This is a genomic window from Pseudomonas sp. 29 (assembly GCF_002754355.1).
GTDB lineage: Bacteria > Pseudomonadota > Gammaproteobacteria > Pseudomonadales > Pseudomonadaceae > Aquipseudomonas > Aquipseudomonas neuropathica.
The window spans coordinates 4,616,855-4,629,817 of record NZ_PEEY01000001.1; the positions used below are offsets into that span (position 1 = coordinate 4,616,855).

The 12,963-nt window shown below is 57.3% G+C and carries 14 protein-coding genes; 6 read left to right on the top strand and 8 right to left on the bottom strand.

Annotated features, from left to right (window positions below):
* Positions 1–36: 36 nt before the first annotated feature.
* Entirely contained in the window at positions 37–1,386 is a 1,350-nt protein-coding gene (glyA, locus tag CLU80_RS21410) for a serine hydroxymethyltransferase (RefSeq protein WP_099758326.1), read from the bottom strand.
* Positions 1,387–1,918: 532 nt separating this feature from the next.
* Here glyA and CLU80_RS21415 point away from each other — a divergent pair.
* Positions 1,919–2,524 (top strand): helix-turn-helix transcriptional regulator, encoded by a 606-nt coding sequence (locus CLU80_RS21415; RefSeq protein WP_093440146.1) that lies wholly within the window; start codon positions 1,919–1,921, stop codon positions 2,522–2,524.
* Complete coding sequence (locus CLU80_RS21420) at positions 2,508–3,383, top strand: queuosine precursor transporter (protein WP_093439557.1); 876 nt, start codon at positions 2,508–2,510, stop codon at positions 3,381–3,383. Before CLU80_RS21415 ends, CLU80_RS21420 begins: the two co-directional genes overlap by 17 nt.
* Before the next feature lie 54 nt (positions 3,384–3,437).
* On the opposite strand, the gene queC is transcribed toward CLU80_RS21420, so the two are convergent.
* Positions 3,438–4,136: a 7-cyano-7-deazaguanine synthase QueC gene (gene queC / locus CLU80_RS21425; RefSeq protein WP_099758327.1), complete on the bottom strand. Its 699-nt coding sequence runs from the start codon at positions 4,134–4,136 to the stop codon at positions 3,438–3,440.
* Positions 4,137–4,293: 157 nt separating this feature from the next.
* Between queC and arfB the strand changes: the two genes are divergently transcribed.
* On the top strand, positions 4,294–4,707 hold the full coding sequence (gene arfB / locus CLU80_RS21430; RefSeq protein WP_095050152.1) for an alternative ribosome rescue aminoacyl-tRNA hydrolase ArfB: 414 nt from the start codon (positions 4,294–4,296) through the stop codon (positions 4,705–4,707).
* Here the strand turns inward: arfB and CLU80_RS21435 are convergent.
* The 6 genes from CLU80_RS21435 to phhA all read right to left on the bottom strand — a co-directional run bounded on the left by CLU80_RS21435 (position 4,704) and on the right by phhA (position 9,119).
* A complete protein-coding gene (locus tag CLU80_RS21435; protein ID WP_176471293.1) occupies positions 4,704–5,891 on the bottom strand; it encodes an MFS transporter in 1,188 nt (395 codons plus the stop codon). The two genes, arfB and CLU80_RS21435, sit on opposite strands and share 4 nt — an antisense overlap.
* Positions 5,892–6,005: 114 nt before the next feature.
* On the bottom strand, positions 6,006–6,188 hold the full coding sequence (locus CLU80_RS21440) for a hypothetical protein (protein WP_095050236.1): 183 nt from the start codon (positions 6,186–6,188) through the stop codon (positions 6,006–6,008).
* A 71-nt stretch (positions 6,189–6,259) separates the two neighbouring features.
* Complete coding sequence (locus CLU80_RS30315; RefSeq protein WP_256573958.1) at positions 6,260–6,391, bottom strand: hypothetical protein; 132 nt, start codon at positions 6,389–6,391, stop codon at positions 6,260–6,262.
* A gap of 271 nt (positions 6,392–6,662) precedes the next feature.
* On the bottom strand, positions 6,663–7,856 hold the full coding sequence (locus CLU80_RS21445; RefSeq protein ID WP_099758328.1) for an amino acid aminotransferase: 1,194 nt from the start codon (positions 7,854–7,856) through the stop codon (positions 6,663–6,665).
* Positions 7,856–8,212 (bottom strand): 4a-hydroxytetrahydrobiopterin dehydratase, encoded by a 357-nt coding sequence (locus tag CLU80_RS21450; protein WP_003222798.1) that lies wholly within the window; start codon positions 8,210–8,212, stop codon positions 7,856–7,858. Before CLU80_RS21450 ends, CLU80_RS21445 begins: the two co-directional genes overlap by 1 nt.
* Before the next feature lie 115 nt (positions 8,213–8,327).
* Entirely contained in the window at positions 8,328–9,119 is a 792-nt protein-coding gene (phhA, locus tag CLU80_RS21455) for a phenylalanine 4-monooxygenase (protein ID WP_007965510.1), read from the bottom strand.
* Positions 9,120–9,510: 391 nt separating this feature from the next.
* Between phhA and CLU80_RS21460 the strand changes: the two genes are divergently transcribed.
* From CLU80_RS21460 to flgG, 3 genes are all read left to right on the top strand, one after another.
* Positions 9,511–11,070, top strand: a complete 1,560-nt coding sequence (locus CLU80_RS21460) for a sigma-54-dependent transcriptional regulator (RefSeq protein ID WP_099758329.1) — start codon at positions 9,511–9,513, stop codon at positions 11,068–11,070.
* Positions 11,071–11,383: 313 nt separating this feature from the next.
* Positions 11,384–12,124, top strand: a complete 741-nt coding sequence (locus tag CLU80_RS21470) for a flagellar basal body rod protein FlgF (RefSeq protein ID WP_093439577.1) — start codon at positions 11,384–11,386, stop codon at positions 12,122–12,124.
* Positions 12,125–12,169: 45 nt separating this feature from the next.
* Positions 12,170–12,955 (top strand): flagellar basal-body rod protein FlgG, encoded by a 786-nt coding sequence (flgG, locus tag CLU80_RS21475; protein ID WP_016984271.1) that lies wholly within the window; start codon positions 12,170–12,172, stop codon positions 12,953–12,955.
* Positions 12,956–12,963 lie beyond the last annotated feature (8 nt).

A 12,963-nucleotide genomic window follows, 5' to 3' on the forward strand; every position in this document is an offset into this window, starting at 1 on the left:
GTGCCGGGTTTTTTTATGAGTGCAAATGTTGGACGGCTATTGATAATCGGCGAGAGGATAGTCCCTGCACAGGGTTTCGACCTCTGAGCGAAACTGCGCGAGGAGCAGGGGTTCCAGTGTGTAATCCTGTTCGCCGAGCGGCGCTACCGTATTCAGAACCCGCACTATCAAATCGACGATCTGGCGGCTGCCGTGGACATCGACCCGGCGTTGCGCCAGAGCGCCCGTGCCGATGCGCAGTCCGCTCGTCACCAGTGTCGAGCGGTGATCGCCGGGAACGCGATGGCGATTGACGATGATCCCGCAGTGACCCAGTGCCGCCTCCGCGATAGCGCCCGTGATGTCGCCACGCAAGCGAACCAGTACCGTATGGTTTTCACTGCAGCCGCCAACCACTTCGTAATCCTGTGCCTGGAAGGCGCGGGCCATTTCATCCGCAGTACTGCGGATCTGCGCCATGCAGACGTCGAATTCTGCCGACATGGCGTAACCCAGCGCGGCAGCCTTCGCAGCGATCATGTTGGCAGCGAGCGCACCCTGCATTCGCGGGTAAACGGCTTCATCCAGCAGGCGACTGAAGGTGGTTCTCAAGCCGGGAATCTTGGTGTTCGCATCAGCACCGCTGAGGATCACGCCACCCCGAGGCCCGGCGAGTTGCTTGTGCGTGCAGGTGACGGTGACATGTGCGGCGTCGATCGGACCTGGATGCCGACCGGTGGCCACAAGCCCGGCGATATGCGAAATGTCGGCGAGCAGGATGGCGCCGGCTTCATCGGCAATTTCGCGAAACCGCGTGAAGTCGACTACGCGTGAATAGGCGGTGGCGCCGCAGAGGATGACGCGTGGGCGATGGGCGAGCGCCAGCAGGCGCACTTTGTCGTAATCAATAAGACCGTCGGATGTCGTGCCGTACTGGATCGCCTTGTAGTAGGCGCCCGAAAACGCCGCGAGGCTGCCATGGGTGAGATGACCACCGTGCTCCACCGCCATACCCAACAGGGTATCGCCAGGCTCCATCAAGGCCGTAAGGACTTGGTATATGGCGTTCGACGCTGAGTGTGGTTGCACGTTGGCGTATTGCGCGCCGAACAGTTGCCGCGCTCGGCGGATGGCCAGCGACTCGACCAGTTCGACGTTCTCGCACCCTGCACTGTGGCGCTTGCCGGACATGCCCTCTGCCGTCACGTTGACCAGCACGGAAGCGCTGGCCGCCAAGGTTCGCGGCTGAACTGCGCAGGAGGAGGAGACCAGTGAAAGCGTGTGCTGTTGACGCGTGATTTCCGCGTCGAGAATGGCCGCCAGTTCGGCATCTTCTGCGCGAAGATCCGTCAGGCCACGACGCAACATGTCAGCCTGGTTCTGGAGCGGTTCAGTAATGACTGCCATTGCTTGATTCCTTCCCTGGTTTTGCGAGATTTGCGCATGTCCTTGCTTGCCGGATCTGTACAGGCGAATCCGTGTTTTGACCGCTGTGCGCGCAAAACTAAACCCTGTACAGGCCTCCCGTTTTTTCGTCCTTTCACTCTCGAGAATGGGACGCCGGATTGACGCATCATAAATTTTTCAGTGAGGAACGCCACAGAATTAATCAAAAAAATGAACATTCTTCAAAGAAAATGATTCTTTTTGTAGTCGCGTCGGGTGTAAAACAGGCATTGCCCGGAGCCGATTTTCAGGCCTTGGGTGGAAGTCGAAAGGAACTGACGAGTCATTACCGAGGCTGAAATGACCCCGCACGTTGGCGGAAGCAGCCTGTGAAAGCTGACTTTTTATACCGAACCCAGGGAGGGAGAATGCTATGATCCTGCGCGGCACTGACAGGGATATAACTGCAATTTCCTACCTCACTTGTGTATGTCCGGAATGATCATTCGGGACGTGACATTGATTGCAGTTAAAAATGGATGATAAGCATGTGATGCACAGAAGAGAAAGATCGGAGAATCTGAAGAACAACATCAAATACCTGATAAAGAGTCGCGGGGAGACGCAGTTGTCCTTGTGTCACTCCAGTGGTTTGACGCGTACCACCATCTACAACATCCTTGAAGGCAAAGTGGTCAATGTACAGCAGTCCACTGTACGTAAGATTTCTGATTTTTTCGGCGTGTCTTACGAGGAAATAGAAACGATTGATTTTGAAGAGAAGGAAATAATCGAAAGCAGTATTTCGCCACAGGGGAATATGAATCCGGCGGCGGTTCCGGTGATTAAAGAAAGTCTGCTGCTGCAAAGCCTGGATAAGAGAATTGGTGAGTTGGCGACGATTTATCCATTGACTTACTATTTTGGCGCTTCTTTTAATCTGATTGGTGTGCTGCTGGAAAACGAAATCAGCGGTCTGCATGAACCCGGTGAACTGTTGATCGTGCAGAAAGGAGCATCGACCAGCGACAGGGAAAAACTGGTGTATGACAAAATCACAGCGAAGTTATCTATAAGCCATGAAGGCAGCTTTGATGCGGATCGTGTATGCGTGATCGGAGATGTAATCGAGGAACGATTTAATGGATTGCAGTGTTGAAATGGAAAACAGCAAGTACAAATTGCTGGGGTTCGAAAATGGAAAAAGCCTGGCCGTTATCATGGTCATCGCGACAGGCAAGATAATTAAAATAAAACTGAGTGAAGTGTTGAATAGTGAGATTATGGATAATCTGAATAAAATCGAAGTGAAAAACCTCTACAAGAAGTTCTACTCCCAGGGTGGGGCGCTGACGGCATACGAAATCAATGATCGTCATGAAAGTTCGTGGATGATTTACATCATCCTGAACCTGATGCTGTTCACGCTTTATATTTTCACCAGCATTGCGGCGACCAAGCCGATCTACCTGGATTACTTTGACATTGTCGTAACCCCGGGAACCTTTCTTTACCCGCTGACCTTTCTGATCGTTGACTTGTTGAACGAGACCTTTGGTCTGCGGCTGGCGCGCCGGGCAATTCTCTTTGCGTTCATCAGCAATGCGGCGATTATCATTCTATTGGCGATCACCACCCATTTGCCGGGGTTGCCGGGGTGGAAGCTCGATGGACCTTACAATGACGTGATCAGTCAATTGTCTTCTGTTCTGGTAGCGTCTTCGATATCGTTTCTGGTGTCCGAAAACATAAACTCGTATCTGTTGTGCAAGATCAAGGAACTGACCAACTCCAGATTCCTGTTTTTGCGAGTATTCTTGAGTACATTGTTTGCAGTGATCATCGACAGCTTTCTGTTCTGTTACATCGCATTCTATGGAACGATGGAGAACAGTGCGATCTTGAGCATGATCTATGTGCAGATCGCGATCAAAGTGGGTTTTGCTTTCTTTAATATCATGCCCGCTTATGGGGCGCGGTCGCTGTTCAAGAAGTATCTGACGGGAAGCCAGGTTTGATCGAATAGCAGAAGCGCTCGCTTGGACTGTCCCAGTCGAGCGTTTTTTTGTGTCTTATTTTAGTTTGAGTTTCAATTTCAAACTGTTGGTTACCTGCTCTTTGTTCTCCAGGAACTCGCTGAGGCCTTTCGCGCGCAGATTGCACGCGTCACAGTCGCCGCATCCGCTTCCAGCTATACCGTTGTAGCAGGTCAGCGTGTGATGACGAATCAGGTTCAGTTGATTGTGGTAATCAGCCAGTGCCCAGGTTTCGGCTTTGTTCAGCCACATCAGTGGCGTTTCCAGACGTAACTTGTAATCCATGCCCAGTTCAAGCGCGTTGTTCAACGCCTTGACGAACTCATCGCGGCAATCCGGGTAACCCGAGAAGTCGGTTTCGCAAACACCGGTAATGACTGTTCGGGCTTGAACCTGATACGCATAGATAGAAGCGAGGGTCAAAAACAGAATGTTTCTTCCCGGTACGAAAGTGCTCGGCAGACTTTCTCCGGAGCTATTGACGGTCGGCACGGGAATGTTGTCGCGGGTCAGGCTGCTGATCGCCAGTTCATTCAGCAGAGAGACATCCATTACCTTGTGAACGGTCACGCCAAGCTGTTTGCAAAGTTGCTGCGCAACTTCAATTTCCGCGTGGTGACGCTGACCATAATCAAAGGTAATGCAGTGGACTTCATCGTAGTGGGTCAGTGCATGGATCAGGCAGGTCGTAGAGTCCTGGCCACCACTGAAAACGATAACTGCCTTGTTGCTCATAAGTCTGCTTCCTGCATTAAACGGGTAAATTTAAAGGTCGCAATGGTAACTCGAAATGATGCTCGATATAAGTGCGCTGGAAGTTGCGCCCGCAGGCCGCAGGTCGCTTTGCAGCTAATCGCGGTATCCTGTGCACTCTGATTACGGACGTTTTTCCATGCTGGTGATTTCCAACAACGTGCATCTTCCCGATGCCGAGATCGAACTGACGGCCATCCGCGCGCAAGGTGCCGGTGGGCAGAACGTCAACAAGGTTTCCAGTGCGGTGCACCTGCGCTTCGACATTCCGGCCTCGTCCTTGCCCGAGTTCTACAAGGAGCGGCTACTGGCGTTGCGCGACAGTCGCATCACCAGCGATGGCGTGTTGATCATCAAGGCCCAGCAATACCGTACGCAGGAGGCCAACCGTGCCGATGCGCTTGAGCGTCTGGTCGAGCTGATCCTCAGCGCCACCAAAGTCGAAAAGAAACGCCGCCCGACCAAGCCGACCCTCGGATCGAAGAAGCGCCGGCTCGAATCGAAAACCAAGCGCGGCAGCATCAAGGCCGGGCGCGGCAAAGTGGACTTCTAGTCTTCGCGGTACTTGGCCGTGTGCTTGTACAGATACACGCTCAAGGCCAATCCGCTCAATGCAGCGAGAGCGGCGAACAGGAAGATCGAAGCAAAGCCGAAGCCTGCCGCAATCGCCCCGGCCAATGGCCCGGTGATCCCCAGCGACAAATCAATGAACAGCGAATAAGCACCGACCGCTGCGCCACGGCTTGAAGCCGGCACCAGATTCACTGCCTCCACACCCAGCGCCGGGAACACCAGCGAGAAACCAAACCCGCTCAGCGCCGCACCGGCCAGCGCCCAATGTGCGTCCGGTGCCAGCCACAACAGCAGCAGGCCCAGTGTCTCCACCGACAGGCAGGCAATCGCCACGCGAAAGCCGCCGAGGCGGTTGATCAGATTGCCGAACAGCAGGCGCGCACCGATGAAGCTGGCACCGAACAGGCTCAGGCACAGCACGGCGTTGTCCCAATGCTGTGTGGCGTAATACAGGGTGATGAAAGTGGCGATGGTGCCGAAGCCGATCGAGCCCAGCGCCAGGCCGCAACCGTGGGGAAACACTTTACCGAGCACATGCATGAACGGCAGGCGTTCACCCGCCACAATAGGTGCGGCGGTTTTCGGCCAGGCCAACGCCAGACCAAGAATCGCCAGCAAGATGATGCTGACGCCCATGCTCCACAAACCCAACTGGCCGACCAGCCACACACCGAACGGTGCGCCAACCGCCAGTGCGCCATAACTGGCGATGCCGTTCCAGGAAATCACTTTGGCGGTGTTTGCCGCGCCAACCCGGCCAATGCCCCAGCCGATCGAGCCGGAACCGACAAGGCTTTCAGCGCTGCCCAGCACCAGGCGACCGATCAACAGACTGATCAAACTGAGCATCGGCATGCTCGGGGTCCACGCCGAAATCAGCATGAACACACCGCTCAAGCCACACCCGGCCAGGCCAATCATCACTGCGCGTTTGCTGCCCTGGTTGTCGATGATCTTGCCGGCGTACGGGCGGCTGAGCAGGGTGGCGAGGTATTGCACGCTGATCACCAGACCGGCGATCACCGCACCAAAGCCCAGATCGCTGTGCACATAACCTGGCAGCACCGCGAGCGGAATGCCGATGTTCAGATAACCGATAAAGGTGAAGAGGACGATAGAAACGACTTGTAGCGTGACCGCCAGGGGGCGCTGGGGCTCGGACATAGAGGACGACATGGGTAACGATCCACAGGAACGGCAGATTAGATAGGCTGCTTATGATACCGGCGTGGAGGCTTCTGGGGCGGGAAAAGTAAAACTATTTGCCGGGAGGCCGCTTCAGGGGTTGGCCGGGGCAACCAGTTGTGTGGTGACCAGCGCCGCGAGGGCATTTTCTTCGCTGCCGAAACGGGCGAGCAGGGCGGCTTGTTTCTCGGGGGAGAGACGGTTCCAGATATCGATCATTTTCTCGGTGGCGCCGATCAGGACGGCAGCTTGGCTTTCGGAGAATTCGTCGGTCATGGCGGGCTCGGGGGTCAGGCAGTGTGGAAAGCGCATGTTAGCGCTTTCCACACGGTCTGTACGACGGGGTCTTACTCTTCGTTGTCGGCCGGGCGGCTCTCAACGGCTTCTTTCTGCTCGGGCTGTTGGGCTCCGGCTTGCTGCGTGGTCGTCTGCTCAGGTACGTGCAGGCTTGGGAAGGGGAGATTAGGAATCTCGTGCATGGTTGCGCTCCTCGCTAAGTCTGTTGATAGATCTGGTAGATCCGCGCTTCTTGAAAGCCTGCGCAGGATACAGCAGGAAAAATGACAATCAGACTTTTAATTCAAATTAATGCGACAGATGGCCGCAGGGGAGGCAAAAACGAAAGGTCACCACAGAACAAATGTAGGAGTGAGCCTGCTCGCGATAGCGGTGTATCAGTCAACTAAAATGCTGGCTGATACACCGCTATCGCGAGCAGGCTCACTCCTACAGGGTATTGCGGTGTTTAGACTATTTGCAGACGCTGGCGATGGCTTCTGCCAGCAAGGCGAGGCGCGTAGCGTCGATGCCGGCGACGTTCGCCCGGCCCGAGTTGACCATGTACACGCTGTGATGCTCACGCAGTTGTTTCACCTGCTCCGGCGACAGTCCGGTGTAAGAGAACATCCCGCGTTGTACGCCAATGTGTGCGAAACGCTCGCGCAGGCCATGCGGCTCCAGCGCTTCAACCAGGCCGCTGCGCAACTGCGCGATACGCAAACGCATGGCTTCCACTTCATCGGCCCAACGGGCTTTCAGCTCTGGATCGGCGAGGATGGTCGCGACCACCGCAGCACCATGATCGGGCGGTGTCGACCACAAATTGCGGGCGATGTTGGCCAGTTGGCTGCGGATGTCGATGAGCTTTTCGGCGGTTTTCGCGCAGACGATCAGCGCACCGGTGCGGTCGCGGTAAAGACCGAAGTTCTTCGAGCAGGAACTGGTAATCAGCAGCTCAGGCACCTCGGCCGCGAACAACCGGGTCGACCACGCATCCTGTTCCAGACCATCGCCAAAGCCCTGGTAGGCAAAGTCGATCAGCGGCAGCAGATTGCGGCTGCGCACCACATCGAGCACGCGCTGCCAGTCGTCATGGCTCAAGTCAAAACCGGTCGGGTTGTGGCAGCACGCGTGCAGCAGCACCACATCACCGTTCGGCACTTGGTTGAGCACCGCGAGCATGGCATCGACGTCGAGGCGGTTGTCACTGCCCACGTACGGGTAGTGACTGACCTTGACCCCGGCCGTGGCGAAAATGGTTTCGTGGATCGGCCAGGTCGGGTTGCTCAGCCACACGCCTTTGCCCGGCAGGCATTGGGCGATGAAGTCGGCGGCCAGGCGCAGGGCGCCAGTGCCGCCCGGGGTCTGGGTGGCGCCGGCACGTTGTGCAGCGATCAGCTTCGAGTCGGCACCGAGCACCAACTGATTGATGACTTTGCCGAACAGCGGGTTGCCGTGGCCACCGATGTAGGTCTTGGTGTCTTGGCTTTCGACCAGCCGCGCTTCGGCGATTTTCACCGCCTCCGGGATTGGCGTCAGGCCCTGAGCGTCCTTGTAGACGCCAACGCCCAGGTCGAATTTGCGCGGGTTGGTGTCCTGCGCATACGCCTCCATCAAACCGAGGATCGGGTCGCCGGGTACCCGGCCGATGGCGTCGAAGTGCATTACTTGCGTCCTTCTGCGGTCTTGGCCACTTCGTCAGTGCGCGCAGCCATGATGAAGTCGTTGCGGTGCAGGCCTTTGATCGAATGGCTCCACCAGGTCACGGTGACTTTGCCCCATTCGGTCAGCAGGCCCGGGTGATGACCTTCTGCCTCGGAGATCTCGCCGACAGCGTTGGTGAACGCCAGGGCGTGCTTGAAATTCTTGAACAGGAAAACTTTCTCCAGCTGCATGATGCTGTCGCGGACTTCGATGTTCCAGTCAGGGATCTGCTTGATCAGGATCGGCAGTTCTTCGTCGCTGACTTGTGGCGCATCGGCGCGGCAGGCTTCGCAGTGGGCTTGGTTCAAAGTGGACATGGTGTATTCCTGAATCGAGTGTGTTTTTTTATTAAAACGTTTGAGCTGTCAATGCCGTCACGCTAAACCAAAGTGGCGGCGACGGACAGGCTCAATTGTCAGCAAAAGTCGCGGTTCACGCGGCTTTCGGTTTCGGCGGAAACTTCGGTGCGTGCAGACCCAGCTGCATGCCTTGGCGAACCATGGCCATGATGTCTTCATGGGCCACGTCGAACAGACGCTTGAGGTTCGGCAGGACAAAGTACAGCGGTTGCAGGATGTCGATGCGATACGGCGTGCGCATGGCTTCGAGCGGATCGAACGCCTGATGCTCAGGTTCGTCCGACAGCGAATAAACGGTTTCTTTTGGCGAAGACAGGATGCCTCCACCGTAAATGCGTTTGCCTTGCGGGGTGTCGACCAGGCCGAACTCGATGGTCATCCAGTACAGGCGCGCCAGATAAACACGTTCTTCCTTGGTCGCCTGCAAGCCGAGTTTGCCGTAGGTGTGGGTGAATTCGGCGAACCACGGGTTGGTCAGCAGCGGGCAGTGACCAAAGATCTCGTGGAAAATGTCCGGCTCTTGCAGGTAGTCCAGCTCTTCGCGGGTACGAATGAACGTAGCCACCGGAAATTGCTTGCTGGCCAGCAGTTCAAAAAAGGTCTGGAAGGGGATCAGTGCCGGCACGCGGGCGACCTGCCAACCGGTGGTCTCGCCAAGCACTTTGTTGATTTCGCCGAGTTGCGGAATGCGGTCGTGGGGCAGACCGAGTTTTTCGATACCGTCCAGGTACTCCTGGCAGGCACGCCCTTCAATCACTTTCAGTTGGCGAGTGATCAGCGTATTCCACACCGCATGTTCTTCGGCGGGGTAGTCGATAAAACCTTGCGCATCGGGCTCGCGGGCCACGTATTGCGTCTGCTTCATACTGCTCTCCTGCTAGGGGAATTCGTTCTTGTTATGTCCAGCGATGGATTCAGAATTACCTGAGAGCGATGTGGTTTGCAGTAGGTTGATCGCGATGCGCGTAGGAAAATTCGTCTGAATTTGTAAAGTAATCGTTACGCTTTGACGGATATCTCGCATTTGCGGTGATTCATGGGTTTGAAAAGGCCGATGGCTGTCACATAATCTTGACAACTATCTGCGTGCCTCGGCAGAAAAATGGGCTCCGGGCGCACCGCAATACCTGTGGGAGTGAGCTTGCTCGCGAAAGCGCTGGGTCCGACACATCAATGCTGGATGTGCTGACGCCTTCGCGAGCAAGCTCGCTCCCACAGGGTCGGTATTCAACTCCCAATCTTGTCGGGCCTTATATATGCGCATCAAAGTCCACTGCCAGAACCGCATCGGCATCCTGCGCGACATTCTCAACCTGCTGGTTGCCTACGGGATCAACGTCGCGCGCGGTGAGGTCGGCGGTGAGCATGGCAACGCGATCTATCTGCATTGCCCGAACCTGATCAACATCCAGTTCCAGGCGTTGCGCCCGAAATTCGAGGCGATCGCCGGGGTGTTTGGCGTCAAGCGGGTTGGGCTGATGCCCAGCGAACGTCGGCACATGGAGTTGAATGCGCTGCTCGGCGCGCTGGAGTTTCCGGTGCTGTCGATCGACATGGGCGGCTCGATCGTGGCGGCCAACCGCGCGGCGGCGCAGTTGCTCGGCGTGCGCGTCGATGAAGTGCCGGGGATTCCGCTGTCGCGTTACGCCGAGGATTTCGATTTGCCAGAGCTGGTGCGCGCCAACAAATCGCGAATCAACGGCATGCGGGTCAAGGTCAAGGGCGACATCTTTCTGGCCGACATCGCGCCGCTGCAATCGGAGCACGACGACAGTGAGGCCATGGCCGGTGCGGTGCTGACCTTGCATCGCGCTGACCGCGTTGGCGAGCGTATCTATAACGTGCGCAAGCAGGAACTGCGTGGTTTCGACAGCATCTTCCAGAGCTCGAAAGTGATGGCCGCCGTGGTGCGCGAAGCACGGCGTATGGCGCCGCTCGACGCTCCGCTATTAATTGAGGGCGAAACCGGTACCGGCAAGGAATTGCTTGCGCGCGCCTGTCACCTCGCCAGTCCGCGTGGGCAGTCGCCGTTGATGGCGCTCAACTGCGCAGGCCTGCCGGAGTCGATGGCCGAGACTGAGTTGTTCGGTTATGGCCCGGGCGCGTTCGAAGGTGCGCGCGCCGAAGGCAAGCTCGGGCTGCTGGAATTGACGGCGGGCGGCACGCTGTTTCTTGACGGTGTCGGTGAGATGAGCCCGCGTCTTCAAGTGAAGTTGCTGCGCTTTTTGCAGGACGGTTGCTTTCGCCGGGTCGGCAGTGATGAAGAGGTTTATCTGGATGTGCGGGTCATCTGTGCGACGCAGGTCGACTTGTCCGAGTTGTGCGCGCGCGGCGAGTTTCGTCAGGACTTGTATCACCGTTTGAACGTGCTCTCCCTGCACATCCCGCCGCTGCGCGAATGCCTCGACGGGTTGACGCCGCTGGTCGAGCACTTCCTCGATCAGGCCAGTCGGCAGATCGGTTGCACACTGCCGAAACTGGCGCCGGCGGCGATGGATCGCCTCAGTCATTACCACTGGCCGGGGAACGTGCGGCAACTGGAGAACGTTTTGTTTCAGGCAGTTTCGCTGTGCGATGGCGGCACGGTGAAGGCCGAGCATATTCGCCTGCCGGATTACGGCGTGCGTCAGCCGCTTGGCGATTTCTCGCTGGAAGGTGGCCTGGACGAAATTGTCGGGCGCTTCGAGAAAGCGGTGCTGGAGCGGTTGTATTCCGAGCATCCGAGCAGTCGGCAATTGGGTAAGCGGCTGGGGGTTTCGCACACCACCATTGCCAATAAACTGCGCGAGTATGAAGTCGGTAAAACCGATTCATAGCTCAAGCATGATCGTTCCCACGCTCTGCGTGGGAATGCAGCCCGGGACGCTCCGCGTCCCAAAGCGGACGCAGAGCGTCCATTGAGGCATTCCCACGCGGAGCGTGGGAACGATCATCTTTTGATCCTTTGCCGCCAAGCGGCATAACACCGCCGGTTTTTCGACTTCGATACATTTCAAATTTCCTCTCGCCATCCCCCAAGTCCTTTGTTTACCGGGCCTTTGCCCGCCAGAAAAAAGTTGGTCTGCAAATTGCTTATGGCTCAGCAGTACAGCGGTGGGCGGCAAACGTCCGGCATGCAGAGGAAAGAGTGTGGACAAGTACCTTTATGTGGCAATGACCGGCGCCAGCCAGAACGCACTGGCGCAGAAGGCTCATGCCAACAACCTGGCGAACATCTCCACCAACGGCTTTCAGCGCGACCTGGAGCAGGCGCGTTCGATGCCGGTGTTCGGTGACAGCTTTCCGGCGCGTGCGTTTGCCATGAGCGAACGGCCCGCCACCGACTTCACCCCGGGCTCGCTGGTGCAGACCGGTCGTGACCTCGACGTCGCCGTCACCGGCAATGGCTGGATCGCGGTGCAGAACCCGAACGGCGGCGAAAGCTACGTGCGCACCGGCAGCCTCAACGTCGACGCCCTCGGCGTATTGCGCGCCGGCAACGGTATGCCGGTGATGGGCAATGGCGGTCCGATCGCCGTGCCGCCCGAGCAGCAGATCGAAGTCGGTGAAGACGGCACCATCAGTATTCGTGCGATGGGCGAAGGCCCGCGTGTCATGGCGGAGGTCGACCGGATCAAGCTGGTCAACCCGGACATCAAGAACATGAACAAGGGCCTCGACGGCTCGATCTACACCAAGGACGGCCAGCCTGCGCCGGCTGATGCCAACGTCAAACTGGTGTCGGGTTTCCTCGAGTCGAGCAACGTCAACGCCGTTGAAGAGATGACCTCGGTGCTGGCCCTGGCCAAGCAGTTCGAGTTGCACGTCAAGATGATGAACACCGCCAAAGACGATGACCAGGCCATGGCTCGGGTCTTGCAGATCAGCTAATTATCAGAACGTCGCGCCGAAAAACAGGCGCACGAGGAGAATCGAATGCTTCCGGCTCTATGGGTTGCCAAAACCGGTCTGTCCGCCCAGGACACCAACCTGACCACCATTTCCAACAACCTGGCGAACGTGTCGACCACGGGTTTCAAACGTGATCGTGCCGAGTTCCAGGACCTGCTCTATCAGATCAAGCGTCAGCCTGGTGCCCAGTCGACTCAGGACAGCGAACTGCCGTCGGGTCTGCAAGTGGGTACCGGTGTGCGTATCGTCGGCACCCAGAAAAACTTCACCGCCGGCAGCCTGCAAACCACCGAGCAGCCGCTGGACATGGCCATCGACGGTCGCGGTTTCTTCCAGATCCTGCAGCCGGACGGCACCACGTCCTACACCCGTGACGGTACCTTCCACCTCGATTCCAACGGCCAGATCGTCAACGCCAGCGGTTTCGCTCTGGAACCGGCCATCGTCATTCCGAACGATGCCCAGACCTTCACCGTCGGCCGTGACGGCACTGTGTCGGTAACCATCGCCGGCAACCCGGCAGCGCAAGTGATCGGCAACCTGCAAACCGCCGACTTCATCAACCCGGCCGGTCTGCAAGCGGTGGGCAACAACCTGTTCCTCGAAACCGCTGCATCGGGTGCCCCGCAAGTCGGCACGCCGGGCCTGAACGGTTTTGGCACCATGCTGCAGAACACCCTGGAAACGTCCAACGTCAGCACCGTTGAAGAGATGGTCAACATGATCACCACTCAGCGCGCTTACGAGATGAACTCCAAGGTGATCTCCACCGCCGACCAGATGCTCTCGTTCGTAACGCAGAATCTGTAATCAAGTCT

Excerpts from the sequence above, each read along its gene's own strand:
- CLU80_RS21460 (WP_099758329.1), top strand. The coding sequence starts at position 9,511 with ATGCGCATCAAAGTCCACTGCCAGAACCGCATCGGCATCCTGCGCGAC.
- CLU80_RS21440 (WP_095050236.1), bottom strand. The coding sequence starts at position 6,188 with ATGACCGACGAATTCTCCGAAAGCCAAGCTGCCGTCCTGATCGGCGCC.
- phhA (WP_007965510.1), bottom strand. The coding sequence starts at position 9,119 with ATGAAGCAGACGCAATACGTGGCCCGCGAGCCCGATGCGCAAGGTTTT.
- queC (WP_099758327.1), bottom strand. The coding sequence starts at position 4,136 with ATGAGCAACAAGGCAGTTATCGTTTTCAGTGGTGGCCAGGACTCTACG.
- CLU80_RS21420 (WP_093439557.1), top strand. The coding sequence starts at position 2,508 with ATGGATTGCAGTGTTGAAATGGAAAACAGCAAGTACAAATTGCTGGGG.
- flgG (WP_016984271.1), top strand. The coding sequence starts at position 12,170 with ATGCTTCCGGCTCTATGGGTTGCCAAAACCGGTCTGTCCGCCCAGGAC.
- CLU80_RS21450 (WP_003222798.1), bottom strand. The coding sequence starts at position 8,212 with ATGTCCACTTTGAACCAAGCCCACTGCGAAGCCTGCCGCGCCGATGCG.
- CLU80_RS21435 (WP_176471293.1), bottom strand. The coding sequence starts at position 5,891 with ATGTCCGAGCCCCAGCGCCCCCTGGCGGTCACGCTACAAGTCGTTTCT.
- CLU80_RS30315 (WP_256573958.1), bottom strand. The coding sequence starts at position 6,391 with ATGCACGAGATTCCTAATCTCCCCTTCCCAAGCCTGCACGTACCTGAG.
- CLU80_RS21445 (WP_099758328.1), bottom strand. The coding sequence starts at position 7,856 with ATGCACTTCGACGCCATCGGCCGGGTACCCGGCGACCCGATCCTCGGT.
- arfB (WP_095050152.1), top strand. The coding sequence starts at position 4,294 with ATGCTGGTGATTTCCAACAACGTGCATCTTCCCGATGCCGAGATCGAA.
- glyA (WP_099758326.1), bottom strand. The coding sequence starts at position 1,386 with ATGGCAGTCATTACTGAACCGCTCCAGAACCAGGCTGACATGTTGCGT.
- CLU80_RS21415 (WP_093440146.1), top strand. The coding sequence starts at position 1,919 with ATGCACAGAAGAGAAAGATCGGAGAATCTGAAGAACAACATCAAATAC.